At 64.6% G+C, this 23,604-nt stretch carries 27 protein-coding genes; 17 read left to right on the top strand and 10 right to left on the bottom strand.

Annotated elements, in window-relative coordinates:
* The 3 genes from ACIBJI_RS22020 to ACIBJI_RS22010 form a co-directional block, all read left to right on the top strand.
* On the top strand, nucleotides 1-113 hold a 113-nt coding region (locus ACIBJI_RS22020), incomplete at its 5' end, for a LuxR C-terminal-related transcriptional regulator (protein WP_364351676.1).
* A 330-nt stretch (nucleotides 114-443) separates the two neighbouring features.
* Nucleotides 444-1,856 (top strand): wax ester/triacylglycerol synthase family O-acyltransferase, encoded by a 1,413-nt coding sequence (locus ACIBJI_RS22015; protein WP_364351648.1) that lies wholly within the window; start codon nucleotides 444-446, stop codon nucleotides 1,854-1,856.
* Between the two features lie 379 nt (nucleotides 1,857-2,235).
* The gene (locus ACIBJI_RS22010) at nucleotides 2,236-2,790 is read left to right on the top strand and encodes a flavodoxin domain-containing protein (protein ID WP_364351645.1); all 555 of its coding nucleotides are present in this window, start codon (nucleotides 2,236-2,238) and stop codon (nucleotides 2,788-2,790) included.
* Between the two features lie 97 nt (nucleotides 2,791-2,887).
* Here ACIBJI_RS22010 and ACIBJI_RS22005 read toward each other — a convergent pair whose 3' ends face one another.
* Together ACIBJI_RS22005 and ACIBJI_RS22000 are read right to left on the bottom strand one after the other, a co-directional pair.
* Complete coding sequence (locus tag ACIBJI_RS22005; protein WP_364351642.1) at nucleotides 2,888-3,154, bottom strand: hypothetical protein; 267 nt, start codon at nucleotides 3,152-3,154, stop codon at nucleotides 2,888-2,890.
* 190 nt (nucleotides 3,155-3,344) lie between these two features.
* Nucleotides 3,345-4,247 (bottom strand): universal stress protein, encoded by a 903-nt coding sequence (locus ACIBJI_RS22000; RefSeq protein WP_364351639.1) that lies wholly within the window; start codon nucleotides 4,245-4,247, stop codon nucleotides 3,345-3,347.
* Between the two features lie 225 nt (nucleotides 4,248-4,472).
* Here ACIBJI_RS22000 and ACIBJI_RS21995 point away from each other — a divergent pair, with 225 nt between their 5' ends.
* Nucleotides 4,473-5,000 carry a flavodoxin domain-containing protein gene (locus ACIBJI_RS21995; protein WP_364351636.1) on the top strand — a complete coding sequence of 176 codons (528 nt, stop codon included), beginning with the start codon at nucleotides 4,473-4,475 and terminating at the stop codon, nucleotides 4,998-5,000.
* A gap of 17 nt (nucleotides 5,001-5,017) precedes the next feature.
* On the top strand, nucleotides 5,018-5,893 hold the full coding sequence (locus tag ACIBJI_RS21990) for a DUF302 domain-containing protein (RefSeq protein WP_396956852.1): 876 nt from the start codon (nucleotides 5,018-5,020) through the stop codon (nucleotides 5,891-5,893).
* A gap of 34 nt (nucleotides 5,894-5,927) precedes the next feature.
* On the opposite strand, the gene ACIBJI_RS21985 is transcribed toward ACIBJI_RS21990, so the two are convergent.
* Nucleotides 5,928-6,917 (bottom strand): Acg family FMN-binding oxidoreductase, encoded by a 990-nt coding sequence (locus tag ACIBJI_RS21985; protein ID WP_364351633.1) that lies wholly within the window; start codon nucleotides 6,915-6,917, stop codon nucleotides 5,928-5,930.
* Between the two features lie 245 nt (nucleotides 6,918-7,162).
* Here ACIBJI_RS21985 and ACIBJI_RS21980 point away from each other — a divergent pair, with 245 nt between their 5' ends.
* The 5 genes from ACIBJI_RS21980 to ACIBJI_RS21960 all read left to right on the top strand — a co-directional run bounded on the left by ACIBJI_RS21980 (nucleotide 7,163) and on the right by ACIBJI_RS21960 (nucleotide 12,887).
* The gene (locus ACIBJI_RS21980; protein ID WP_364351630.1) at nucleotides 7,163-7,804 is read left to right on the top strand and encodes a response regulator transcription factor; all 642 of its coding nucleotides are present in this window, start codon (nucleotides 7,163-7,165) and stop codon (nucleotides 7,802-7,804) included.
* A 58-nt stretch (nucleotides 7,805-7,862) separates the two neighbouring features.
* The gene (locus tag ACIBJI_RS21975; RefSeq protein WP_397085475.1) at nucleotides 7,863-9,617 is read left to right on the top strand and encodes a GAF domain-containing protein; all 1,755 of its coding nucleotides are present in this window, start codon (nucleotides 7,863-7,865) and stop codon (nucleotides 9,615-9,617) included.
* Nucleotides 9,618-9,863: 246 nt separating this feature from the next.
* On the top strand, nucleotides 9,864-10,736 hold the full coding sequence (locus tag ACIBJI_RS21970; protein WP_364351624.1) for a universal stress protein: 873 nt from the start codon (nucleotides 9,864-9,866) through the stop codon (nucleotides 10,734-10,736).
* A gap of 358 nt (nucleotides 10,737-11,094) precedes the next feature.
* Nucleotides 11,095-12,282 (top strand): hypothetical protein, encoded by a 1,188-nt coding sequence (locus ACIBJI_RS21965; protein WP_364351621.1) that lies wholly within the window; start codon nucleotides 11,095-11,097, stop codon nucleotides 12,280-12,282.
* Between the two features lie 71 nt (nucleotides 12,283-12,353).
* Nucleotides 12,354-12,887, top strand: a complete 534-nt coding sequence (locus tag ACIBJI_RS21960; protein WP_364351618.1) for a hypothetical protein — start codon at nucleotides 12,354-12,356, stop codon at nucleotides 12,885-12,887.
* A 70-nt stretch (nucleotides 12,888-12,957) separates the two neighbouring features.
* Here ACIBJI_RS21960 and ACIBJI_RS21955 read toward each other — a convergent pair whose 3' ends face one another.
* Nucleotides 12,958-13,401, bottom strand: a complete 444-nt coding sequence (locus ACIBJI_RS21955; protein WP_364351615.1) for a pyridoxamine 5'-phosphate oxidase family protein — start codon at nucleotides 13,399-13,401, stop codon at nucleotides 12,958-12,960.
* Nucleotides 13,402-13,669: 268 nt separating this feature from the next.
* Here ACIBJI_RS21955 and ACIBJI_RS21950 point away from each other — a divergent pair, with 268 nt between their 5' ends.
* Together ACIBJI_RS21950 and ACIBJI_RS21945 are read left to right on the top strand one after the other, a co-directional pair.
* Nucleotides 13,670-14,122 carry a CBS domain-containing protein gene (locus tag ACIBJI_RS21950; protein WP_364351612.1) on the top strand — a complete coding sequence of 151 codons (453 nt, stop codon included), beginning with the start codon at nucleotides 13,670-13,672 and terminating at the stop codon, nucleotides 14,120-14,122.
* Nucleotides 14,123-14,246: 124 nt separating this feature from the next.
* The gene (locus ACIBJI_RS21945) at nucleotides 14,247-15,245 is read left to right on the top strand and encodes an Acg family FMN-binding oxidoreductase (RefSeq protein ID WP_397085472.1); all 999 of its coding nucleotides are present in this window, start codon (nucleotides 14,247-14,249) and stop codon (nucleotides 15,243-15,245) included.
* A 181-nt stretch (nucleotides 15,246-15,426) separates the two neighbouring features.
* On the opposite strand, the gene ACIBJI_RS21940 is transcribed toward ACIBJI_RS21945, so the two are convergent.
* On the bottom strand, nucleotides 15,427-15,825 hold the full coding sequence (locus ACIBJI_RS21940; RefSeq protein WP_364351606.1) for a hypothetical protein: 399 nt from the start codon (nucleotides 15,823-15,825) through the stop codon (nucleotides 15,427-15,429).
* A 282-nt stretch (nucleotides 15,826-16,107) separates the two neighbouring features.
* Here ACIBJI_RS21940 and ACIBJI_RS21935 point away from each other — a divergent pair, with 282 nt between their 5' ends.
* Entirely contained in the window at nucleotides 16,108-16,548 is a 441-nt protein-coding gene (locus tag ACIBJI_RS21935; protein WP_364351603.1) for a hypothetical protein, read from the top strand.
* A 278-nt stretch (nucleotides 16,549-16,826) separates the two neighbouring features.
* On the opposite strand, the gene ACIBJI_RS21930 is transcribed toward ACIBJI_RS21935, so the two are convergent.
* From ACIBJI_RS21930 to ACIBJI_RS21920, 3 genes are all read right to left on the bottom strand, one after another.
* Nucleotides 16,827-16,982 (bottom strand): DUF6131 family protein, encoded by a 156-nt coding sequence (locus ACIBJI_RS21930; RefSeq protein ID WP_364351597.1) that lies wholly within the window; start codon nucleotides 16,980-16,982, stop codon nucleotides 16,827-16,829.
* 374 nt (nucleotides 16,983-17,356) lie between these two features.
* The gene (locus ACIBJI_RS21925; RefSeq protein WP_364351594.1) at nucleotides 17,357-17,821 is read right to left on the bottom strand and encodes an SRPBCC family protein; all 465 of its coding nucleotides are present in this window, start codon (nucleotides 17,819-17,821) and stop codon (nucleotides 17,357-17,359) included.
* 78 nt (nucleotides 17,822-17,899) lie between these two features.
* Nucleotides 17,900-18,073, bottom strand: a complete 174-nt coding sequence (locus ACIBJI_RS21920) for a CsbD family protein (RefSeq protein WP_364351591.1) — start codon at nucleotides 18,071-18,073, stop codon at nucleotides 17,900-17,902.
* A gap of 290 nt (nucleotides 18,074-18,363) precedes the next feature.
* On the opposite strand from ACIBJI_RS21920, the gene ACIBJI_RS21915 reads away from it, so the two are divergent.
* The 4 genes from ACIBJI_RS21915 (at nucleotide 18,364) to ACIBJI_RS21900 (ending at nucleotide 22,192) form a co-directional block, all read left to right on the top strand.
* Nucleotides 18,364-19,560 carry an Ig-like domain-containing protein gene (locus ACIBJI_RS21915; protein ID WP_396956844.1) on the top strand — a complete coding sequence of 399 codons (1,197 nt, stop codon included), beginning with the start codon at nucleotides 18,364-18,366 and terminating at the stop codon, nucleotides 19,558-19,560.
* A gap of 107 nt (nucleotides 19,561-19,667) precedes the next feature.
* Nucleotides 19,668-20,237: a hemerythrin domain-containing protein gene (locus tag ACIBJI_RS21910; RefSeq protein ID WP_364351585.1), complete on the top strand. Its 570-nt coding sequence runs from the start codon at nucleotides 19,668-19,670 to the stop codon at nucleotides 20,235-20,237.
* Between the two features lie 189 nt (nucleotides 20,238-20,426).
* On the top strand, nucleotides 20,427-21,206 hold the full coding sequence (locus ACIBJI_RS21905) for an enoyl-CoA hydratase-related protein (RefSeq protein WP_364351582.1): 780 nt from the start codon (nucleotides 20,427-20,429) through the stop codon (nucleotides 21,204-21,206).
* A gap of 338 nt (nucleotides 21,207-21,544) precedes the next feature.
* A complete protein-coding gene (locus ACIBJI_RS21900; RefSeq protein WP_364351579.1) occupies nucleotides 21,545-22,192 on the top strand; it encodes a hypothetical protein in 648 nt (215 codons plus the stop codon).
* Between the two features lie 77 nt (nucleotides 22,193-22,269).
* Here ACIBJI_RS21900 and ACIBJI_RS21895 read toward each other — a convergent pair whose 3' ends face one another.
* Both ACIBJI_RS21895 and ACIBJI_RS21890 read right to left on the bottom strand, forming a co-directional pair.
* On the bottom strand, nucleotides 22,270-22,692 hold the full coding sequence (locus ACIBJI_RS21895; protein WP_396956843.1) for a tautomerase family protein: 423 nt from the start codon (nucleotides 22,690-22,692) through the stop codon (nucleotides 22,270-22,272).
* Nucleotides 22,693-22,720: 28 nt separating this feature from the next.
* A complete protein-coding gene (locus ACIBJI_RS21890) occupies nucleotides 22,721-23,422 on the bottom strand; it encodes an SDR family oxidoreductase (RefSeq protein ID WP_364351573.1) in 702 nt (233 codons plus the stop codon).
* Nucleotides 23,423-23,604 lie beyond the last annotated feature (182 nt).

The raw sequence follows: 23,604 nt of genomic DNA, 5'->3' as shown, positions 1-23,604 counted from the left end.
AGAAGACCGTAAAGAACTATGTCTCCCGGCTGTTGACCAAGCTCGGCGTCGAACGACGCACCCAAGCCGCTGTACTGGCCACGAAGCTCAACCCACCACACAAGGAGAAGTGAGCGCGCGGCGTCTCCACACCCGCAATGGTGCGTTGCCGTGCAAGGACCTGCCCCGCCGGACACCACCTATGGACCGCTCAGCGCAGCAGAGACAATCGGGTCGACCGATGTGATCTGCTGCGGCCGACGCGTGCGACCGCGCGACCTTGGACCGGGAATGGCGCGGGATGAACGGCCGGGTCGGCCAGAATTCATGACGACGGTCACCTCGGTGAGTTACCTTCGCATCTGCTACGAGCAGCCGGGATATCACGACAATCGAGGTGTAGCAGAGGCAGTTTCTCAGGCGACCACAGTGATGGTTGGCGGCTGCCGCCGAAGGTGGTCGGTATGACCGAACTACATCCGCTGGATTCGGGGTTCATGGAACTCGAGGATTCCGACCGGCATATCAGCCTTGGTATCGGTGCGGTCGCCATCATTTCCGGCACCGCACCGAAGCGAGCCGAATTCACCGAAGCGATGGCTGAGCGACTCGCGGACAACACCCGGCTGCGGCAGCGGGTCCGGCGCGCCCCCTTGGACCTCGTCGCACCGGTGTGGGAAGACGATCCGAACTTCGATGTGGCGCGCCATATCCGATGGGCCGCGTTGCCCGAACCGAGCGATGAGGCGACGCTGTTCGAGCTGATCGCGACCGAACTCGCGGAGCGGCTCGACCGCGACCATCCGCTGTGGCAGTGCACCGTCGTCGAACATCTAGCCGATGACCGTTGGGCGCTGATCGTGCGAGCACACCACAGCCTCGTCGACGGGGTCTCGGGCATCTCGCTGTTCGAGGGCTTTTGCGACCGGCCCGCCGACAAGGCGCCCACTCGCGCGCCGAGACAGGATCACCAGAGCGATACTGCGGCCGGATTATTCGACTGGACGGTCAAGACCCTGCGGATACCGCTCGATGCACCCCGCTTCGTTGCCGGCACGCTGCGCAGCCTTGCCCCGATCGCGATGGCCGCTATCAGCCCGGCTGCCGAATCCTCGCTGAACGGGCCCATCGGACAACAGCGTCGATACGTTGCCGTGCGTACCTCGCTCGCCGAGGTGCGCGATATCAGCGCGGCGTTCGGTGTGACGGTCAACGACATCGTGCTGGCCGCGGTCGCCTCGGCCTACCGGACCCTGCTCACCCGCCGCGGCGAGGCGCCGACCAGCGATAAACTCCGCATCATGGTGCCGGTGTCGATGCGCCCGGCGGACGCGAAATATGTACTCGACAACCGGGTTTCGGTCCTGCTGCCACATCTGCCGATCGACATGGCCGACCCTGTCGAACGACTCGGCAGAATCCATGACCGGATGGCCGAGCACAAGTCCAAAGGCGGGGCGCAGGCCGAGAATTCGATGTTGGCGCTGGCCGCGCGGCTCCCGTTCGCCCCCTTCGCATGGACCGTCCGGCTCGCGGCGCGATTCCCCCAGCGCGGCGTCGGGGCGCTGGCAACCAACGTGCCCGGCCCACGGCGACCGCTGACCATGCAGGGCAGTCAGGTGCTGGAACTGCTGCCGTGCATACCGATCGCCATGCGGCTGCGCACCGCGATCGCCATCCTCAGCTACGGCGACAACCTGGCCTTCGGCATCACCGGCGACTACGACACCACACCCGATATCGAGGTCATCGCTGACGGCATCCGCGAAGGCATCGCCGAACTGCTGGCCCACGCCACCGCCCGCCGCCTGCCGCACCGGGACAGCGTGGTCGAACTGGACGCGCGCCGCAGTCAGGACAAACCCGTGCCCGACTGACCGAAGGGCGTCGTACGCGATGATCTTTGTCCGTTCAGTGGAGTTGGCCAGCGCCACAGCGGGCGCCCCCGCCCAGACCGCGTGGCGTCCTCGGCACCCGCTCCGTATCGACGCGCAGCTGGTCGAGATTGTCCGCGGTCGCCGACGCCAACGGCAATTCGGCGAGTGCTTAGACGACCGTCGCGATCGGTGCGATTGCGTTGCTCGCCTTCGGGACTCTGGGTGAGCTCTGGTGGCGATTCCTGCTCCGTCGGTCGCCGACACCGGCTAAGGCCGCTACGGGCCCGCCGCAGCGACGCACTGAATGGGGCCGTTGGTCCTCGACCGGCGGGTATCACGGCTCTGACCAGCGGTCGGGCTTTTGCGCGACGCTGAGGGTATGGAATCGAACGCACCTCGCATCGCGGTCGTATACGCGACCGAAAAGGGATCGACCCGCGATATCGCTGAGTTCATTGCCGCAGAGCTGGACGAGCAGGGCGCCGAGGTGGAGCTCAGTGACGCCGAGCACGCACCGGAGCTGTCCCGCTTCGACACGGTCGTGCTCGGTAGTGCGATCCACGATATGGACTTCCTACCCGCGGCCGTCACCTTCGTGCGAACGCACCGGGAGGTATTGCGGAAAAAGAATGTCTGGCTCTTCAGTGTCGGCCTCGGCCCCGCGCTCGGCGGCCCCATCGGAAGCCGAATCGGCCGGATTGTGCCGAAGAAGATCGCCGCGCTGCGCGACTCGATAGCGCCGCGGGAATACCAGGCGTTCTCCGGACACTACGAACACGTCGGCGTGTCGCTGAAAGCCAGGATGCTGTATCGCTTGATGGGCGGTGGCCGCTACGGCGATCTGCGTGACTGGGGCGCCATCCGCGCCTGGTCCGCGACCATCGCGCAATCACTCGGTCTACCCGCCGCACAGTCGAATACCATCGTCCCGTAATCGGAGCCGACCGGATCTGCCGCTCGGCGGCGCGGCCGCACACGCCGGGACCGCCCACAACCCTCGGCAGGCACCTTCCACGGTCGCTGCACTACGACTATTGACCCGCCGAGCCAGTGGTATACGAACCCGGAGTCCATGAACGCGAGGCCGTGGTGGCTGTTCTGATACGCCACCACGCCAATCGTTCGGCGAGTTCGGGCAGCCATTCGGGCGGCACGTCGTTCAGCTCTCGCTCTGCACCGTTGACGGCGGCAGACAGTGCCTCGGTCGAAACGGTGGGAAAGTCTTGCCTGAGGTGCACGATCGCATCGATTGGTTCGACGAAGTCGGCGAGGGTGTTCTCGGATCTCACCAATGTCATTTGCGGCTGCCTTGCTCGTGGGTCACATTGTCGTCCACCGTATTGCCGGGTAGTCATATCCGGGCAGGGCCGCCGGTCCCTGGATTGAGGGCCGATCGGCACTAGAGGTGTCCGGCAAGCTACCCATGGATGGCCGTTGATCAGGGGTTTCCTTCTGGGGAGAGGCTGGTCCCGTGCTCTCGCCTCGAGCTCAGTTCGAACGCACCACGATTATCGGCACCTCCACCGAATGCAGTAGTCCGTTGCTGGTGGAACCGAGGACCATGCTGGCGAATCCGCCACGGCCACGGCAGCCGACGACGACCAGTTGGACGTCGGCCGATGCGTCGAGTAACGAGCGAACCGATCTGTCGGCCACCACGATTCGATGCACCTTCACATCTGGATAGCGTTCGGCAAAGCCCGCGAGGCTTTCGGCGAGCACCGCCTCCGCCGAAACGCGTGCGGTCTCCCAGTTGACCAGCGGCAGATCGACCGCGCTGGTGTCGCTCCATGCGTGCAGGGCGATCAGGTCCACGTTGCGTTGCGATGCCTCCTCGAAGGCGAGTTCGATGGCGGGCGTGCTGTTCTGTGTGCCGTCGACCCCGACCAGCACCGGTCGGGTCGCCGATACTGGATCGATCGCCGCGATCGCGTGGATCACCGCGACCGGGCAGTGGGCGTGATGGGTGGCGGCGGTGGTCACCGAGCCGAGTAATCCGCGCTGGAACGCGCCGCGACCGCAGCTGCCGACTACCAGCATGTGGGCGTGCGTGGAGCGTTCGATCAGTGTCGGAATGATCAGGTCGAAGGTCACCTCGGTGGTGATGGCGAGATTGTCGTCGGGTGCGGCTATCCGTGCGAGGCGGGTGGCCTCGGCCAGGATGCTCTCGCCGTCGCGACGCAGCCACTCGGTGTCGGATTCCGTCAGCAGCACACCGGGGCCGTAACCCATCTGGATTCCCACCGAAGTGAGAATGTGCAGCCTGCGATGACGCATCGCGGCCTCGGCCGCCGCCCACGCGACCGCCTGATACGAATTCGCCGACGCATCCACGGCCGCGAGGATCGGCGCATCGGATTGTTTCGAGTGCAAAGCGCTTTCGTCAGCCATGTACTCGAGCATGGCGCTTCGACAGTGGCACGAGCAGAGAAGAAGGTCATTTCCCGGATGGGTCGAGTGGCCCCTGCTCGCGGTCTCATGCTTGCACCCGTCGTCGGATTTCCGTCGACGGTCGAAGGTCACTCGGGAAGTGTCGGTTCGGCTCTGTGCGCCACTGCGGTCCGGACGTAGTGTCGAAATTATTTCCGCAGGTCATAGGTAACTTGGGAGATTGAGATGCGGGCACGGGTCGTATACGAATCGATGTTCGGCAATACCGCCGCCGTCGCCCGGGCGATCGCCGACGGATTGCGCACATACGCCGAAGTGGAGCTGCTCTGCGTCGCCGCCGCCGCGGAGATGTCGGAGCCGGCAATCGGTCTGCTGGTGGTCGGCGGACCCACCCACGCCTTCGGACTGAGTCGCACGCGAACCCGCCGCGATGCCGCGGAGCAGACCGACGCGCCGATCGCGGTCGATATCGGAATCCGCGAATGGCTCGACGCGGCGCTGCCGGTCCCCCGGGGTTCCCGGGCCGCGGCCTTCGGCACGAAAGCCGCCAACCCGTGGTGGCTGCCGGGATCGGCCGCACGTGGAGCTGGAAAACGATTGCGGCGCTTGGGATATGAGCTCGCCGACGATCCGGTGGACTTTCTGGTCGATGGTATGCAGGGCCCCCTCGCCCAAGGTGAATTGGAACGCGCTCGAACCTGGGGTGAGCGCTTGGCGCATACCGAACTCGATCGCCTCACGAATCGGGTCTGAGACCGAAGGATACTCCGATGCCCTACCGCATCCTGATCGATGAAGCATCCCCGCAGACCGTTCTCGAACTGCGGCGCGCCATCCGCGCCGACCACGCGGGCGACGATATTGATGCCGGGATGCGGGCGCTGTACGAACTGGCGACCACCACCGGCCTGGCTCCGGTCGGTTCGCCATCGACCACCTACCTCGGTGACCTCCGCGCGGACACCTCGACCGAGGTCGACTTCGATCTACCGGTCACCATCGGGCCCATCGGCGACAACGGCGATCAGGCGATGGTGCGTCGGACCGAGCCGGGCCTGTTCGCCCGCACCACCCATCGCGGCGACTATCAGCACATCGGCGATGCGTACCGAGCGTTGGAGAACTGGTTGCGCACCTCGTCGTTCCAACCCGTGGGACCGCCGACCGAGGTGTACCTGGTTGCTCCCGACGAGGTCGTCGATGCGCGCGACCTGGTCACCGAGATCCGCATTCCGGTCGCGCCCGCCGAACTCCTCGTGCGGGTGCCCACCCCGTTCGCCGACACTGTTGCCATCGTGCGTGCGGCCTTGGCCGAACAGGGTTTCGGCGTCCTGACCGAAATCGACGTGCGCGCCACCCTACGAGTGAAACTCGACGTCGACATGGAGGACTACCTGATCCTCGGCGCCTGCAACCCGCAGCTCGCGCACCGGGCACTGGACATCCACCGGGAGATCGGTCTACTGCTGCCCTGCAATGTGGTGGTGCGCACCCACAACGATGCCACCGTCGTCGAAGTCGTCGACCCGGACATCCTCGTCGTCCATACGCGACAGCCCGCATTGCGGCCGATCGCGCGGGAGGCCCGCGCTGGTTTGGCCGCGGCCTTGGATGCGATCGTAAAGCGTTGCACCGCATCGGCTTAGCGGCGCCTGCGCGACTGGGTTCGGTGGTCGGGGATCAGCCGGCAGCAGCCGACTCGAACGGGTCGAGCACATCGGCCACCGACCGTCGCGGTGTCATCGGCAACGACAGTGCACTGGTCGGGAGCCAGCCGACCCGCAGGATCGCCTGCGGTTGTGCGATGTCGTCGAGCACCTCGTGGCGCACCCTGCGGCGCAGGTCCGCAAGCTCGAGCGGTTCGGTGAGCAGGCAGGTGGCCAGGCCGATATTGGTGGCGGTCAGCAGCACCGCGCTGATCGCCTCGCCCGCGCGCAACCGCGAAAGCCGATTGTCGGCCGATGTGCTGATCACCAGCAGTTCGGCGTAATCGGGTTCGTGCGCACCGTCGGCTGACGCGGGTGCCGCGAACTCGCGGGCCGACAGTTCATCACGCGGTCGCGCACGAAAAGCGTTCCTGGTCGGCACACCGTCGTCCGAGCTGTGCCTGCCGGACCGATTCACCAATTCGAAGCGATATTCCGGATCGTCGGCGTGCCGGGCGGCTGCGGTGCGCATTGTCTCTACCAGCACCTCGCGTGGGCGGTCGCCGGCCTGCGTCACGATGGCACCCAGTGTTGCGGCGCGTTCGGTCACCAGCCCCAGATATCCATGCGGGATCGGCCACGACGAATAATGCCTGCGGTCGGTCTGGCGTCTCGAAATCGTCGCGCTCAATGCGGCATCCAGTGATGTCGGCCGATGCCGCACCAACTCGATCGCGGCCAAATGGTTCGGATCCGCCGGATTCGGCAGCCGATGCACCACCGCGGACCAGCCGAGCGCCGCGAACGCTATGCGCAGATGATGTAGTGCCGCACCACAACTCAGCACTAGATCGCGCTGATCCGGGTCGGTCCCGGTCGGTGTACGCGCAGGGTCGAGGTACAGGTGGATGGAACGTGCACCGACCCGCCACCGCCACGGCTGAACATTGTGTACCGACGGCGCCCGCACTGCGAGTGCCAGTGCTGTGTTGACAGTGCTGTCATCGGGCAATCCGTGGTCCATGTCGCCTTCCTTCATCGATTTCGACCAACGGTCTCACCGACGCGGCGCCACCGATAAGAGCACGACGGCCCCTCTTGACGGGACTTCGGGCGGCTCATCGGCCGAGAGTGGGACCGACGGCCGCGCGGCAGCCGAATCGGACGGATCAAGGGACTTTGGTCACCAGGGTGGGGTCCAATGCCGACACACCGAAGCGGGCGGCTCCGTACGCTGAGTGAGTTCGGTTGCAGCGAGAGGTGCAAGACATGATCAGGGTGTTCTTGGTTGACGATCACGAGATCGTCCGCCGCGGTATCGGCGACCTCATCGCCCTGGAATCAGACCTGGAGGTGGTCGGCGAAGCGGGTACGTTCGCGCAGGCACTCGCCCGAATTCCCGCGCTGCGTCCCGATGTCGCCGTTCTCGACGTCCGCCTGCCGGATGGCAACGGCATCGAACTGTGCCGTGAACTGCTGTCCGCCGATTCGGCGCCGCGCTGTCTGATCCTCACCTCGTTCACCGACGAGCAGGCCATGCTCAACGCCATCCTGGCCGGAGCCAGCGGCTACGTCGTCAAGGACATCACGACCCTGGAGCTGATCGATGCGATCCGTGAGGTCGGCGCGGGCAAATCATTGCTCGACAACCGGGCCGCTGCGGCGCTGATGGCGAAACTGCGTGCGGAAGCGGAGGCGAAGACCGGGCCGCTTGCGAGCCTTACCGAACAGGAACGCGCACTTTTGTCCCTGCTCGGTGAGGGTTTGACGAATCGGCAGATCGCGAGCCGGATGTTCCTGGCGGAGAAGACGGTAAAGAACTACGTCTCGCGGTTATTGACCAAACTCGGTGTCGAACGCCGCACGCAGGCAGCTGTACTGGCCTCGAAACTGAACCAGCAGGAACAGTAGGCGACCTACCGGTCGATTCGTGGCCGTCGACCGAATTCGGTGGGCCGACCGTGAAAGAATGTTCGGTATGGAACGCCAGTCGCCCGGGGCGGCCCACAGCAGTAGGCCACCAGTGACTGAGACCCTGTCTCAGCTGCGGCTGCGTGAACTGCTTATCGAGGTCCAAGACCGCATCACGCAGATCGTCGATGCGCGCGACCGGATGGATCGGTTGATGGAGGCCATGCTGGTCATCACGGCCGGTCTGGATCTCGACAATACGCTGCGTACGATCGTGCACACCGCCATCGAACTGGTCGATGCGGAATTCGGCGCGCTGGGTGTTCGGGAGACCGATCCGATGAGCAATCAGCTCGCCGAATTCGTGTACGAGGGCATCGATGACCGCACCCGCGTCCTGATCGGCGATCTGCCACGCGGGCACGGGGTGCTGGGTCTGCTCATCGAGCAACCGAAACCCATTCGGCTGACCAATCTTTCGGATCACCCCTCCTCGGTCGGCTTTCCCGAACACCATCCGCCGATGCACACCTTCCTCGGCGTTCCGGTCCAGGTCCGTGGCGAAGTGTTCGGCAACCTCTATCTCACCGAGAAAGCGGGCGGACTGGAGTTCACCGAGGACGACGAGGTAGTGGTGCAGGCGTTGGCCGCTGCCGCGGGCATCGCCATCGAGAACGCCCGTCTCTACGAGCAGTCCCGCGACCGCCAGCAGTGGCTCGAAGCGACCAGGGATGTTGCTACCGAACTGCTGGTCGCCGGTGAATCGAGCGAGGTCCTCGCACTCGTCGTCCAGCGAGCCCTGACGCTGACCGAATCATCGTGCACCTTCATCGCCCGGCCCGAGGATCCCGATATACCGGCCGATGAGGTCACCGAGTTGGTGGTGGTCGCGGCTGCCGGGATCGACGCCGACGCACTCACCGGCCAACGCCTGCCGGTAGCGGCGTCGAATTCCGGTGAGGTTTTTCGCCGAGGACAGATGTTGTCGGTCCAGAAACTGGCACACAACCCGTTCCCTGATGTCCCTGTCGAATTCGGTCCGACGCTGATACTTCCGCTGCGAGCCGGACGTACTGTCATCGGAGTGCTCACCACCCTGCGCCCTGCCGCCGCGGCCCCACTCGACGTCGCGGCACAGACGATGATGGCCACCATCGCCGACCAAGCCGCGCTTGCGTTGCAACTGGCCGATACCCAGGAGCGTATGCGTGAACTCGATGTGCTGTCCGACCGCGATCGGATCGCCAGGGGTCTGCACGATCACGTCATCCAGCGTCTGTTCGCCGTCGGTCTGTCCCTACAGGGCACCGCGCAGCGGGCCCGGGCGCCTGAGGTGCGGTCTCGGCTGATGGAGACGATCGACGACGTGCAGGCGATCGTGCAGGACATTCGCCATTCGATCTTCGATCTGCAGAGCAATACCACCGCGGATTCCTCCAAATATCGTAAGCACCTGCACGGGATCATCGTCGAAATGACGGCGGATTCCGGGCTGCGCACCACCGTTCGGTTGGCCGGTCCGGTGACGGTACTCGCGCCGCCGCTGTCCGACGATGTCGAGGCGGTATTGCGCGAGGCCGTGAGCAATGTGGTGCGGCATGCGTCGGCGAGCACCGTAGCGGTCGAGTTGAAAGTGCGTGACGATGTCAGCATCGAGGTGACCGACGACGGTATCGGCGTCCCCGATGACATCGCGCGGCGCAGCGGATTGGCCAATATGGCGGCACGGGCGAAGGACGCGGGCGGCACGTTCAGCATCGAGAACCGCCCCGGAGGTGGCACGGTGATGCGCTGGTCGGCGCCGCTGCCCTGAAATATCTCGCGGCAGGCAGATAGCGGCAGGGCGAACAGCGCAGCCTTTCGGCCCTCGGATTCGTGACCTTGGACAGGCGTGCTTGCCCTCCCGGAGTTCCTAACCTACGGGTATCCGATTGTCGGACCCGAAGGCAGCCCATGACTCACCCGCATAGCAGCGCGCACCGAATCGCTTCGGCCGCAGTGGTTGTCGGTGCCGACGTGGACGCCCGCGCTGATTCCGCTCCAGAAAGTCGAGAAATCCATGTCCACCAATACCGTCAATCCGCCCGTCCTCGTCGGCGCCGACGGATCCGCCGATTCCGTCGACGCCGTGCGGTGGGCTGCCATCGACGCGGCCCGACACGGCGCGCCCCTGCACATCATCTACGCGATCGGCGCACCAGTCGACTACGGACCGGGTATCGCCTTTAACCAGATCGACTACGACGTCTATCGCGAAGCCGGTGCCGCCGCGGTCGCGCTCGCACGCAAAACCGCTGTCGCCGTATCGGATTCGATCCACCCGATCGATATCGAGACATTCGTTGTCGAGGCACCGCCCATCCCCGTGCTGTGCGACCGATCGAAGGAGGCCAGACTGCTGGTCGTCGGTACCCGCGGCCTCGGCGCGTTTCGGCGCGGATTGCTCGGTTCGGTCAGCACCTCGCTGGCCCGGCATGCGCACTGCCCGGTCGCGGTGATTCCGGAGGCCGTGGCGCCCGAGCGGGCGCTCGGCCCGGTCGTGGTCGGTGTCGACGGCTCCCCGGACGGCATCCGGGCCCTCGACGTCGGCTTCGATGAGGCGTCGCGGCGCCGCGCGGCCCTGGTAGCGGTGCACACCTGGTCCGAATTCAATCGTTATATCCCCCGCAACGATATGGCGAACGAGGCCGAGGAACTGCTCGCCGAAAGTCTGGCGGGTTACACCGAGAAGTACCCCGAGGTCCGCGTGCAACGAGTGGTCACCGAGGACCGTCCCGCCAAGCGCATCCTCGCCGCCGCCGAACGCGCACAACTGATCGTGGTCGGCAGTCACGGCGACGGCGGCTTCGCCGGCATGACCCTGGGTTCCACCAGCCAGGCCGTCCTGCATGCGGCCGACTGCCCCGTGATCATCGCCCGCCCCCAGGACTGACCGACGGGGATCCGGTCCACGGCGGCCTACGATACGAGCCGGTCATGCCTGTCGGTCATGGGCCGCCGATTCGGAAGACCTGGCAGCGGTTCCGGTCGCCGAGCATTATCTGAGCTGTCTGGCGACCTGCGCGGTGTCGTCGACCAGCAGGCCCGGTCGATCTCCGCAACATCGGAGGCGAGTATGTACGCTGCCGCGGGCCGAGGTAGTGGCATATTCCGGGGGCCTGGGGCTATCACACGCAGGCCTCGGACAGCATGCTCATGGCCCGGGACCGCGACTCTCGAGGGCCAACGGCTGCGGCGTCGGTGCCATTCGGTCCTGTCGCCGCAGCACGCGACGGCGTGACGATTGACATATGACGACCAGCGCGACTCGATATCAGGCACCGGGATTCGGCGCATCCGTGATGTTGTCGGCATTGCACTCCCCGTTTGCCCACGTACTGCGGAACAACCTGTGCGAACTGCGATATCAGGCGCGGCGCTCGGGTCGTCATATCGCCTTACCCGTGTCCTACGCCCGCGCGGGCGACAACGTGGTCGTCCGGGTCGCTCGCGCCGACACAAAGACCTGGTGGCGCAACTTCTGTTCACCCCGGCCGCTTTCGGTGTGGCTCGATGGGCGGTGGTATCGCGGTATGGGGCATGTGGCACAACCCGATTCGCTGCAGCGCGAGGAAGCGGCAGCGATCTATCAGACGGCGTTTCCTCGCGCCGAGGTGCCGACGACCGATCCTCTCGTTGTGATCGAGTTGTCTGCTGCGCGCGAGCCGATGATGGGCGCTGCGCACGTGCAGAAGAAGCAACGGTGGGGACTGTGGCGGCGCTGGTTCACGAGTGTGACGTCGGGTGAATTGCTCGGCTTCGCGGCACCGGCGGTGACCGGCGCGCTGGTGCGCGATGCCGCGCCGGTCGTCGCTGCCGTCGCGCTGCTGATGGCCGGCGTGGTCGAGGGCAGTGTGCTCGGCTGGTTCCAAGCCGCGGTGTTGCGGTCGGCGGTGCCCGGAATGCGTTCCGGCGACTGGATTCGCGCCACCGCATTCGGGGCATTGGTGGCCTGGTCGATAGGTGCGGTCCCGGTGCTGGCCGGTGCCGGACTCGATACGTGGTCGCCATGGGTGCTGGTGCCCACAGCAGCGGTCGGCGGGATCGTCTTGCTCTTGTCACTCGGCGTCGCACAGTGGTTTGTGTTGCGCCACTTTGTAGTCGGTGCGGGCCGCTGGATCGGTGCGACCGCCCTGGCCTGGTTGGCCGGGCTGTTCGTTTTCATCGCGTTCACCAGCCCGCTGTGGCAGCCCGGACAGTCCACGGCGCTCGTGGTGCTGATCGGCATCGGCGGCGGCTTGTTGATGGCCGCCACAATGGCCGCCGTCACCGGCTACTTCCTCGTCCGCATCCTGCGCAGGCAGCCTGAACTACTCGCAGGTCCGGTCATGCACGCACAACCAAGAGACTGGCTGATCGTCGAAGATGAGCTGTCGCATCCGGACCGGGCCGCGGAATCGATATCCGAACCGGACGCCCCGACACAGGGTACGAGGTGATCGAAGTGTCGGAATACCCGTCCATGCCGACCCGCTTATGGCGGCGACGACCGTGGCACACCAGTTCGCTGATGCGGTTATCGGATCGAGTCGAGGCACTGGTGTGGCTGTTCGCGGTCATTGTCATGCTTGTCGCAGTGCCGGTCGCGGGGGCGGCAGGTACCGCGGGCTACACCGCGGCCGCAAGCCGGATCCGGGTCGAGAACGCGACGAAAGTCGCTGTGCCAGCGACTATTACGACGAAGCCGGTACGGATCGTGACCGTCGACGCCTACGGGTCGACCACCGAACGATTCGACGCGACCGTACGTTGGAATCAGAACGACCGCTCCGGTACGACGACCAGCGAGGTACCCGACAAGTCCGCGCCGGGCGATGCGGTACGAGTGTGGTTGGACGGCAATGGCAAAGTGACCACGCCGCCGGTGCGCCCCATCAACGCCGCCAACAGTGGCATCGGCATCGGCACGACGGTGCTCGCCGTAATCTGGAGTGGTGCAGCCCTTTTGGGCTATGGCACCGGCTCGCTAATGCGCATCCGCCGCTATGCGGCGCTGGACCGGGAATGGCGCGGAATGAGTCGGCCGGTCGGACAGGACTCATGACTACGACCGAGTCGTACCCGCCCGCTGCTGATCGGTACCGGAAGCAGTCTCATGATCAGCGCGATTTTCATTACGCGGCCTTGTCGACGAGCCGGATGCCGGACACGATCGAGGGCTCGATCTCGATGACGGAATCTGTCACCTGGTCTACCCAGGGACGCAGCAGTTGCTCGTAGCGGGCAATGCGCTCGGGATCGGTGACCGGGCGGGCGAGCCCGGTTACCACGACCGACCAGCCGGTGCGGCGGTGTGGGTGGATCTCGTCGCCCTGGTAGGCGACCACCACATCGGAGTTGCCACGCACTGCCGAGGTGAGCATGGACGTAAGACGGGTCCGCACGATGATGCGGCCGTCCACCTCGACCAGATGATTTACCGGACGGATCGCCGGCAATGCATCGCGGCTGAACACCACTCGACCGATCGGGATGGTCGCGAGCAGGTCCAATGCCGTCGTGCGATCGAGCTCGACAACCGCGTGCCCGGGATAGCCGGTCGCAGCGAACTCGCTCACGCTCGCACAACCCTGGTCGACCACAGCTCGGACGTACTCACCAGACAACCTCCTCTTCGGCAGACGACCTCAGCAGTCTCTCCATGCGCAACAGCGCTGAACAGGGTCGAAGGTCCCCTGAATCGAGGACTCCGGCTTTATCACACCGACGCTGCGGACTCGCCGCTACCAGTGTCGATTCCCCCGTCAGTGGTGACTATCGGCCCTCGTTAATCCACTTCGACCTGTCCATGATGGTCGCGAAGGTCCATTCGGAAAGGAGCCAGCCATGACAACCGCACAGGCCATCATGCAGCCCGACGTCGCGTGCATTACGGTCCGCGACACCATGGAAAACGCGGCGCAGCGGATGCGTCAGCTCGATGTCGGCGCATTGCCGATCTGCGATGGCGAGGGACATCCGGTCGGGATCGTCACCGATCGGGACATCGTCGTCAAATGCATTGCCACCGGCGCGAATCCCCGCACGACCACTGCGGGCGAAATGGCCCAGGGCGACGGTCTACGCACCGTCGACATCGGCACCGATATCGAAGCCGCGCTGGCAATGATGGAGCGGCATCGGATCCGACGACTTCCGGTGACCGAGGCGGGCAAGCTTGTCGGCATCATCACCGAGGCCGACCTATCCCGAAGCCTGCCCGACACCACCGTCGGCGAATTCGTGGAAGCCGTATGCGCACAACATCTTCCGGCATCCACCGGCAAAGGTGCGCAATAGCGCGAGCCCCGCGCCGAGGTGCCCGGACCGGTTGACCGAGGACCTCATGCGCGGTGACCATTGGCCCCCGAATGGGTGCGCAGTGGCCGTGGTGAGGTAAGGGGGCGAGCGCGAGACTCGAGGGATGAACGCAAGCGATCGTGCTGACACTCCCGAGCTGCGCACTGTACGAATGGCGCTGATGCTCGCCTGTCGGGCCCCGTCGGTGCACAATACCCAACCGTGGCGCTGGGTGTTCGATGGTGAGCGATTGCAACTGTTCAGCGATTCCGATCGACTGTTGCGGTCGGCCGATCCGTTCGGCAGGCAATTGGTGATCAGCTGCGGTGCCGTGCTCGACCATGCCCGTCTGGCATTCCTGTCGATGGGCTGGTTCGCCGATGTAATCCGGACCCCTGATCCGAATCTGCCGGCGCATTTGGCAACGCTCGATTTCCGGCCGTGGCCCGGCTCGCTGAATACGACCGCCGCCCGGATCCGCGCCATTCGCCGACGCCGCACCGACCGGTTACCGATGCTGGCTCCGCCCGGCTGGATCGAGGCATTCGACGCCATTCGCGAATTGGCGAGACCACATCATGTGGCCGTCGACGAGGTCGCCGACAGTGAGCGATTCCGGGTCGCCGCCGCCACCGATCATGCCACCGCGTTGCGCCGCTACGATATGCCGTATCAGACCGAATTGCATTGGTGGAGTGGACATTCAGATGTCAAAGAGGGTGTCCCCGCGGTGGCCCTGGCATCGGATGCCGAGGCGGCGAGGGTAGATGTCGGCCGCAGCTTTCCATCCGCGCCTTATTCGCTGCGCCGCGGCCAGCTCGAGGACCAGTCCCGATTGGTAGTGCTCAGCATCCTCGGTGAATCGCCTGCACAATGGCTGCGTACGGGCGAGGCACTGTCGGAGGTGCTGCTCGAATGCACCGCCCGCGGCCTGGCCACCTGCGCGCTCACCCATATCACCGAACTTGTCGCCAGCCGTTCGGTACTCGCCGACCTGATTCCCAACCCGGACGTGCCCCAGGTCGTGATCCGCATCGGCATTACGCCCGAGGAAAGCGAACCGGCCCCGACACCACGACGACCACTCGACGAGGTACTCGAGGTGCGCGCGCTTCATCCCTGAGACAGAGGCCGAATATGCCGCGCCACGACGATCCCCTCGCTTCCGCCGTTAACTGACTGCGCGCCGTCACCGGCAATCTCGATACCGACGATTCGGCCTTCGCTTACCGGGCGTTATGAGCCTGGCCGCACGCCGAATTACATGAGTCGCTGACACGGACTGCTCGTCTATTGCGCCGCTATCAATCAGAGCTGCGCACTTGGGTGCCCAGCGCGGTTGCGGGGACACCATAGGGCAGGAACCGCACGCGACGGCGTTCGTCGGTATTGTCGCGATGCGCACGCAAGGCCTCGAGTTCACTCGGAAAAACCTGCTCGACCCTGGCCTCGCCGGCGTCATCGATGCTGTAGATGACCCATACTCCACTGCCGGTCTCGCCGGTGGTCTCGCCCTCCGGTTTCGGTGGCCGCGTACGCTCCGACTGACCGAACTGACCCAGCAGCGACGCCAGCGTACTCACGCTTGTGCGATCGATGTACTCGCCGGCCTTCGCGAGGAGGTCGCGGAATTCGATCCCCGCCTCTCGCAACGCGCGTTCGAATTCTTCCGGATCGATTCCAAAAGGCCTGTCGGGTGCCATCACATTGCTCCTGGAGTCGAATTCGGCGCTACTACACCTTCAGTGTCCTCGCGCAATCCCGACTTCGCCACGTCCGGCAATGATCACGGCCCGACGCGGTGAACTCGACCCGCTGGACCGGCTCTGAGCTTTCGACCAGGACCGGAGATGGACCCGGGGGCCGTCCGAACCGGCTTCCCGCATATGGATCGGCCGCTGCCGTGGTTCCACTCCCCTGCGCGGATCAGCTGAGTTCGAACCACACTCTTCCCATAATGGTACGCGTGTGCGTACTATACGCATGTGCGTACTATTGAGCTTCCTGAACAGCCATTCGCGGACGGCATCGTGCTCATGCCATGGAAACCCGGTCCGCGCCAGGACGTTTCCGGGCATGTGTTCGTCAGCGTGACCGATTTCCTGGCCCGGTCCGAGGAGGAAGTCCGCAGTATCTATGAGATCGGGCTCGAACTGGGGAACACTTGGCCGGTCATGCAGGGCGCGGTGGGCCTGTGGCTGTGGGGGAACCCCACCGCGCGGCGTGGCGGATCCATCACGGTGTGGGAATCGGAGCAGGACATGCGCCGATTCGTGCGATGGCCGGTGCACGTCAAGATCGTGCGGGCCTGGCGCGGCAAGGTGGGCATCGGCACCGACTCGTGGCAGGCCGACCACTTCGAGCCACAACAGGTACTGGAACGCGCGCGGAACACACTCGAACGTCCACATCGCAACGCCGCATAAGCTTGTCCGCGCTGCACCTCGCCCTGCTCCTTCCGATCCTGGAAGCAGAGTGAACGCGATGCCCCAATTCTGGCCAGGAACGCGCGACATCGCGGTGCTGAGCACGTCGAGTTGACAGTGCTCATGCGTTCGGTCGGGCCGTGCATCACTGTTCGACGGTGTTGCAGGGCGGGCGGACGACACGTGGAGCTGGCTCTGACATGAGGTCGGTGGCCGCCGACGCTGAGCGTGCTCAGGCGATGGTGGCGATCGGATCAGCGCGCGAACGCGATCCAGGGTCAGTAGTAATGGCGTCGCCCGCCGACGGCGCGGCCCGTCGACCCCAACAGCAATAACACGAGGCCGATGACGAGGACCACGATCCCGATGGTCCAGAGGATCGGGATGCTGAATATGAATCCAACGATAAGAAGAATGATTCCGAGAACGATCATGGCCTGCTACCTGGTTTCGCTGCTGTACTCGAAGGGCCTCAGAAACCCTTCGGTGCTGGTATCGGTCATGCGCGTAATGCCAGCACGCGTCACTACGCACACCCTGCCACGGCCACGGGAGTCGCACAGCCACGATGATCAACCCGTGTACTACATATTCCAGTAGACGCCTCAGGATCCAGGATGTACACCCCCGTTTATCGAAGTTGCAGCTCGATCGTGTGTTGCTGGCCAACGCGTGACCGGCAAGGGCGACAGACCCATTCGAGCCCGGACCCGCTCGCGTTCGTACTACTGGAAGAAATGCCGCTGGGTGCGGCATCTCAACGTTTCGAAGAGCGGGCGTAGAGCGCGAGCGGTCAGACAATCCGAGTTCATCGAGCGTCAGGGCGTGGAATATCCCCACGCCACGCGCCCGTTTCATGTTGCTGGCCTTCGATGAATTGCTTGAAGCGCTGCATGTCGCCATTGACGCGGTGCTTCAGCACGCCGAGCTTATCGGCGGCGTTCTCCACGAATCCCTCCGGATCGATCTCCATTTGCGCGGTGATCCGCGTGTGGGTGTCGTCCAGACGATGAAAAGTGATCACACCCGCGTGGTCGGGACCACTGTCGGACTTCCACGCGACACGTTCGTCGGGATGCTGCTCGGTGATGGTGGCGTCGAATTCCCGGGTCGCCGGTCCAACGTGGATACGCCAATGGGTGTGCTTGTCGTCGAGTTGGTCTACCGCCTCTACACCGACCATGAACTGCGGAAATGTCTCGAACTGCGTCCATTGGTTGTAGGCGGTGCGAACCGGTACTTCGACATCGACGGTCGCGGCCACAGTGCTCATATCGGCTCCTTTACGGGCTCGTCCCGAATGCCGCCGCGTATGCGTTCGGCCGAGATGGAACGTGCACTCATGGACAAGTCAGTCGCGAAAGGCATCCTTGACCTTCTCGCCTGCATCCTTGAGGTTGGACTTGGTCTGATCGGCCTTGCCCTCGCGCTTCTTGTCCTTGTCGTCGGTTGCCTCGCCGAACTTCTCCTTGGCCTTACCGGAGAGTTCGTCAGCCTTATTCCTTGCCTTGTCTACAGTGCCCATGATTGCGGCCCCTTTGTTCGAAGGTGCCCGGCCTGCTGGTTCCAGCCGGTCTTCTGGCGGATAACCCACATTCGGATAGCCAAACAACGCTCCTGGGGAGACTTGTCGCGGGACCGTGTGACCATCTGGGGTTTCACAGACCGCCGATGACCGTCGTATCGATCGCCGAAAGGTATCGGTTGTGCGACGGATCGGTGGAGATGCTGGTCGTCGGTGTCTCAGCCGGCGCGTCGCTGCCGCATGCTGACGGACAGAGGTCCGCCCAGCACCCCGAAGAAGGGAGATAGACGGTGGCATTGGGACGTCGTCGGCTGCTGATTGGCTTCGCCGGTGCGGGTGGCCTGGCCCTGGCCGGATGCGGGTGGGTGCGAGAACCCGCGCCGCCACCCAAATCCGCCACAATCCGATTCGATCCCCCACCTGGCACCCACGATGTCCAAGCGCGCAGCACGGGCACTATCACCGCGACGGACGGGACGCTGCGGTGGGTCGAATGGATCGATGAAACGGGCAGATCACTGCCGGGCGCATCGACACCCGATAACCGAAGCTGGACCAGTGCCGAACCACTCGGCTACGGACATACCTACACCGCGAAAGCCGTGGCTCACGGCGAAACCGGCGACGTCACCGCGACGACAACCTGCACCACGGTGCGACCCCAACAACTCGTCGACGTCTCCCTGCGCTCCGCCAATCTCGTCGAGCTGGCCGAAAACGACACCTACGGAGTAGGTTTCGTGCTCGTCGCCCATTTCGACGCACCCGTCGATCGGGCAGCCGCAGAACCTCATCTCGAGGTCACCACCGAGCCGGCCGTCGCCGGTGCCTGGTACTGGCTCGACGATCAGAACGCACACTGGCGGCCCGAGCACTATCACGCACCGGGAACCAGGGTCACGGTCGCGGCCGAACTGTTCGGCCTCGCGCTCGGCGAAGGTCGCTACGGCCTGCGCGACCAACGAGTGTCGGTGATCATCGGGCCCGCGCACGTCGCGATCGCCGACGACGACACCAAACAGATCGAGGTCTTCGACAACGGAAACCTGGTGCGCACCATGCCCACATCGATGGGTAGGGGCGGCACCGCAACCATCGGCGGCAGAGCCATGTCGTTCTGGACCCGACCGGGCATATACACCGTGCTGGACCGAAAAGACCCGGTGATCATGGACTCCGCCAGCTACGGCCTGCCCACCAACTCCGGACTCGGCTACCGCACCAGTATCAACCATGCGGTCCGTATCAGCCACGACGGAATCTACGTTCACGAACTGGCCGCAAGCATGTGGGCCCAAGGCAACACCAACGTCTCACACGGCTGCCTCAACATCTCCCCCGACGACGCCGCATGGTTCTACGACTTCGTCATCTCCGGCGACGTCGTCGAGGTCCGCAACACCGGCGGCGACCCGCTCGACATCTGGCAGAACGGCGATTGGGGCATCCCCTGGTCCGACTGGCTTCGCGGCGGTGCACACACATGACGCAAACGAGGTGACCCAGCTTGCGAGGTGTTTGCCGTCCCCTTCCAGGGGTAAGGCGGCAGCAGCGCAATTCGCGCTGACCGTACTACCTGTCCAAGGAGACGATCGTGGAAGCAACGTCGATCAATACCACCGATGATGTCGTCACGTTCCTGATCGAGCAGCACATGCGCATTCGCGAACTGTTCGCCGAGGTCGAGCGGGCCCCAACGGCGGAACAGCGGGAGCAGAAGTTCTACGAACTGCGCCGCTTGCTGGCGGTCCACGAAACCGCCGAGGAAGAAATCGTCCACCCACGCTTCCGGCGAGAAGTTCATGACGGCGCCGACATCATTCAGGCGCGTCTCGAGGAAGAGAACAAAGCCAAGCGCCAGCTCGCCGATATCGAGGCGGTCGATATCGATTCTCCCGAGTTCGACGCCAAGCTTGCGGCCCTGCGCGACGGGGTGCTCGCACATGCCGAACACGAGGAGCACGAGGAGTTCAACCGGTTGCGTTCCCAGCTGGAACCCGATGAGCTCGAGCGTCTCCGCAAAGCGGTGAAATTCGCCGAAGCCATGGCGCCGACACGTCCGCACGCCGGCGTCGAGTCGGCGGGCGCGAATCTGCTCGTCGGACCATTCGCGGCCATGATGGACCGCGCCAAAGACGCCATCAGCAAACCTCGCACGAAATGATCACCGCCCCCGCGCTTCTGGGGCTACCGCATACCTAGCCCGGTTCAGCGCTGAGGTTGGTCCCACTGTCGTGGGCAGATAGGCACTGCTGAGGCGGCGTCGACGAAGCGGTCCGCAGTCCGTTCGTCCGGGCTGTTCTGGATCACTCCGGAGGTGTCGTCTCGTTGCCCGCAGATCTACGGTGGAGATATGACCGCCTTGGAAAATCGGCATGTGCTGGTCGCGCGGGACGGCGCCACCGTGCGCATCACCATGAATCGGCCGGAGCGGCGCAATGCGCTGTCGGGCGAGCATCTGGCCGAACTGCTCGCCTCGTTCCGGGCCGCCGGCGAGACCGACGCCACCGGGATAGTGCTGGGAGCGCACGGCCCGGTGTTCTCCGCGGGACATGATTTCGCCGACGTCGCCGCCCGCGATCTGCTCGGTGTGCGGGAACTGCTCACACTGTGCACCGAGCTTATGTCGACCATGCAGTCGGTGCCGCAGGTGGTGATCGCCCGGGTGCACGGTCTGGCCACGGCCGCCGGCTGCCAGCTGGTGGCCTCATGTGATCTGGCCGTCGCCGCCGAATCGGCCGGGTTCGCGCTCCCCGGCGGCAAGGGAGGTTGGTTCTGCCACACTCCCGCAGTGCCGGTGGCGCGTTCCGTCGGCCGTAAACGCCTGATGGAACTGGCCCTCACCGGCGACCCGATCGATGCCCGCACCGCTGAGCAGTGGGGCCTGATCAACCGAGCGGTGCCGGACGGCGAGCTGGACACCGCCATCGACGAGTTGCTCGCCCGCGCTACCCGAGGCAGCCGGGCCAGCAAGGCCCTCGGTAAACACACCCTCTACAGCCAACTCGACCGCCCCGAAGCAGATGCCTACGCCCTCGCCCTGGAAGTCATGGCCGCCGCCGCCCAACTTCCCGGCGCCCGCGAAGGGATGGCGGCCTTCCTTGCGAAGCGCCCGCCCGTCTGGCGCGATTAGCGCGGCAGTTGCCTTCGGCCGCTTGGCTGCCCGCGTTGTAAGCTCTCGATCCGCAGACCCTCCAAGTGCGGGAACCGGACGCCATCGGCCCAGGATCAGGACACCCGCGACATGATGAATCATCAAGCACCCGTTCGTGTTCCGATTTGGATCGATCACGCGAATCGTGCGAGATCCACGATTCACCCGGTGTCGCCTTCCCTTACCGCCGATGACGTATGTCAAGCTGTGCCGACCCCGAGTGAACGGAATGCCGGAACAGACAAGCGGGCAGCAGCCTGTTCGCGGCGGCCCTACACTCGACGCACACGCATGCTCTCGACGGAGGTGATCGGCGGTTGAACCCCAGGGATCCGCGCGACCAGCACACCGCACGTTACGAATCCGGTTTTCAGCCGGGGAACTACCGTGACCCGGCGTATAGCCAGGATCACGGATACAGCCAGGATCACGGCTACGGCCAAGATCACGGCTACGGCCAAGAAAACGGATACAGCCAAGACAACGGATACAGCAGGTATCAACAGTCTGATTATCCGGACCGGCAGTCTCGACCACAGCAGGGTCCTGACGTCAACATCGGTATGTTCGTTGGTGGTGTGTTCGCGGCGGCGGTGGTGACCGCGCTCGCGGGCTGGCTGTGCGCCTGGATCATCGAGATCATTGCCACCCGGGTGACCGAGAGCGGCAAGTTCGGGGTGTGGAACCCCATGTCCCAGGACGCGTACTGGTTCGCGGCCGTGGCCTTCATCTGCACGCTGCTGGCCGGGGTGCTCTGGTATCTGCTGCGCCTGGGCACTCCCTCACCGGAATTGTTCTTCAACTGGATCGTGGGAATCCTCACCGCCGCGGCGGTGATCATTCCACTGGCATTGTCGAGCCACCTCTGGATCGGTATCTCCACCGCGATCGAACATTTGGTGATCGGACTGCCGATCCTCAGCATGGTGCGCATGGTGGGCGCCAAGAGCGTCGTGAGCCAGTGAGGAACGGCCGACCCCGCCCACAGCATTCGGTACCGGTCTCGCCGCGCTGATCGCGGCGAGACGGCCCGCGGGCGACTTCAGTACGGGATAGGCTTGTTTTCCTTTGCCCAGGTCTCCTCGATATCACTCCCAACCGGTGGCGGGAAGAGGCCGGCGATCATCCAGGTGTCGCGGGCGACCTCGTTGATATTGAATTCGAGGTACAGGCCGCGATCGTGGGTGTAAGGGGCCATGAGCGTGTCGAGGCCTCGGGTCATGCGTTTTCGCATTTCGGGGTCGTCCAGTTGACGGGCGAGGTGGTCGATGGTGATGCGCACCGAGGCGGCGGTGGATTTGCCGCCCACGTAGAAGGAGTCGGCAGCGAGTTCGTGGAACAGAGCTACGGCATAGAACTCCGGCAGACCGAAGCGGGCGTAGTAGGTGGTGATGTCCCGGGCGAAGTTTTGCTTGTCCTCGGGGGTATAGGTGTTCGCGGGGTGGTAAATGTGCCAGAGCGGCATGGTGAATTCCTTTGGGCCAAGCGATGTGTCAGCGACGGAAGGGAAGAACGAGGTTCTCGACGGGACCGGACAGGGAGGCCTTCACCTGCCGGGTGAACTCATCGACGAGGACCTCGTTCGCCCCCTCTTCCAGGCCATCGGCGACTGCGGCGGCGACCATGGCGGGGCTGAGTTTGGCGGCATCTATGGCCTTCACCATGTCGGTCTCGGCGAAGCCGAGGTGGACGCCGATGACCTGGGTGCCCTGCGCCGCCAATTCGATGCGCAGGGAGTTGGTCACAGACCACAGGGCGGCCTTGGACGCACCGTAGGCCGCGGCTCCGGAGCTCCAGGACAGCACGGAGTGGATATCCACCAGTGCGCCACCACCATTGGCGGCGAGGATAGGAGCGAAGGCTTGGGCGATGCGCAGGGGACCGAAGACGTTGGTCTCGAATGTTTCGGCCACATCGGCCATTTCGGCATGCAGTAGCGGCGCAGGGCGCAGTACACCCGCATTGTTGATGACTATGTTTACGTCAGTGGCCCGATTTGCCACGGCCGCAACCGAATCCGGATCGGTAACCTCCAATTCGAGCGGCACTACGCGGGCGTCATCGCCCGCCTCGGGCTTGCGGGCGGTGGCGTAGACCTTGGCCGCGCCGCGCGCCAGGAGCTCGGCGGTGAACGCGCGGCCGAGGCCGCGCTGCCCGCCGGTCACCAGTGCGATAGCGCCTTCGATTCTGGTCATGTCTGCCTTCCTGATCGACCCCATCTTAGCTGACTATGCATAACTATAGCCAACATTCTGGTTCAGCGGCAGAGCACGGTCGCAACCGAATTTCATCGCGTGTGGGGTCGAAAGATCGAGGTCGGGCAGCCTGGTGCGCGGTGAGTTGCCGTGACATAGCTGGCGGGATCGGTAACAATGCC

Origin of the sequence: Nocardia sp. NPDC050408 (genome assembly GCF_044458905.1) — a bacterium.
In the GTDB taxonomy this organism is placed as follows: domain Bacteria; phylum Actinomycetota; class Actinomycetes; order Mycobacteriales; family Mycobacteriaceae; genus Nocardia.
This window is presented reverse-complemented; position numbering and strand designations above follow the sequence as displayed.

What these genes read in the sequence shown, in the direction of transcription:
- ACIBJI_RS22015 (WP_364351648.1), top strand. Translation starts at nt 444, where the DNA reads ATGACCGAACTACATCCGCTGGATTCGGGGTTCATGGAACTCGAGGAT.
- ACIBJI_RS22010 (WP_364351645.1), top strand. Translation starts at nt 2,236, where the DNA reads ATGGAATCGAACGCACCTCGCATCGCGGTCGTATACGCGACCGAAAAG.
- ACIBJI_RS22005 (WP_364351642.1), bottom strand. Translation starts at nt 3,154, where the DNA reads ATGACATTGGTGAGATCCGAGAACACCCTCGCCGACTTCGTCGAACCA.
- ACIBJI_RS22000 (WP_364351639.1), bottom strand. Translation starts at nt 4,247, where the DNA reads ATGGCTGACGAAAGCGCTTTGCACTCGAAACAATCCGATGCGCCGATC.
- ACIBJI_RS21995 (WP_364351636.1), top strand. Translation starts at nt 4,473, where the DNA reads ATGCGGGCACGGGTCGTATACGAATCGATGTTCGGCAATACCGCCGCC.
- ACIBJI_RS21990 (WP_396956852.1), top strand. Translation starts at nt 5,018, where the DNA reads ATGCCCTACCGCATCCTGATCGATGAAGCATCCCCGCAGACCGTTCTC.
- ACIBJI_RS21985 (WP_364351633.1), bottom strand. Translation starts at nt 6,917, where the DNA reads ATGGACCACGGATTGCCCGATGACAGCACTGTCAACACAGCACTGGCA.
- ACIBJI_RS21980 (WP_364351630.1), top strand. Translation starts at nt 7,163, where the DNA reads ATGATCAGGGTGTTCTTGGTTGACGATCACGAGATCGTCCGCCGCGGT.
- ACIBJI_RS21975 (WP_397085475.1), top strand. Translation starts at nt 7,863, where the DNA reads ATGTTCGGTATGGAACGCCAGTCGCCCGGGGCGGCCCACAGCAGTAGG.
- ACIBJI_RS21970 (WP_364351624.1), top strand. Translation starts at nt 9,864, where the DNA reads ATGTCCACCAATACCGTCAATCCGCCCGTCCTCGTCGGCGCCGACGGA.
- ACIBJI_RS21965 (WP_364351621.1), top strand. Translation starts at nt 11,095, where the DNA reads ATGACGACCAGCGCGACTCGATATCAGGCACCGGGATTCGGCGCATCC.
- ACIBJI_RS21960 (WP_364351618.1), top strand. Translation starts at nt 12,354, where the DNA reads ATGCGGTTATCGGATCGAGTCGAGGCACTGGTGTGGCTGTTCGCGGTC.
- ACIBJI_RS21950 (WP_364351612.1), top strand. Translation starts at nt 13,670, where the DNA reads ATGACAACCGCACAGGCCATCATGCAGCCCGACGTCGCGTGCATTACG.
- ACIBJI_RS21945 (WP_397085472.1), top strand. Translation starts at nt 14,247, where the DNA reads ATGAACGCAAGCGATCGTGCTGACACTCCCGAGCTGCGCACTGTACGA.
- ACIBJI_RS21940 (WP_364351606.1), bottom strand. Translation starts at nt 15,825, where the DNA reads ATGGCACCCGACAGGCCTTTTGGAATCGATCCGGAAGAATTCGAACGC.
- ACIBJI_RS21930 (WP_364351597.1), bottom strand. Translation starts at nt 16,982, where the DNA reads ATGATCGTTCTCGGAATCATTCTTCTTATCGTTGGATTCATATTCAGC.
- ACIBJI_RS21925 (WP_364351594.1), bottom strand. Translation starts at nt 17,821, where the DNA reads ATGAGCACTGTGGCCGCGACCGTCGATGTCGAAGTACCGGTTCGCACC.
- ACIBJI_RS21920 (WP_364351591.1), bottom strand. Translation starts at nt 18,073, where the DNA reads ATGGGCACTGTAGACAAGGCAAGGAATAAGGCTGACGAACTCTCCGGT.
- ACIBJI_RS21905 (WP_364351582.1), top strand. Translation starts at nt 20,427, where the DNA reads ATGACCGCCTTGGAAAATCGGCATGTGCTGGTCGCGCGGGACGGCGCC.
- ACIBJI_RS21895 (WP_396956843.1), bottom strand. Translation starts at nt 22,692, where the DNA reads ATGCCGCTCTGGCACATTTACCACCCCGCGAACACCTATACCCCCGAG.
- ACIBJI_RS21890 (WP_364351573.1), bottom strand. Translation starts at nt 23,422, where the DNA reads ATGACCAGAATCGAAGGCGCTATCGCACTGGTGACCGGCGGGCAGCGC.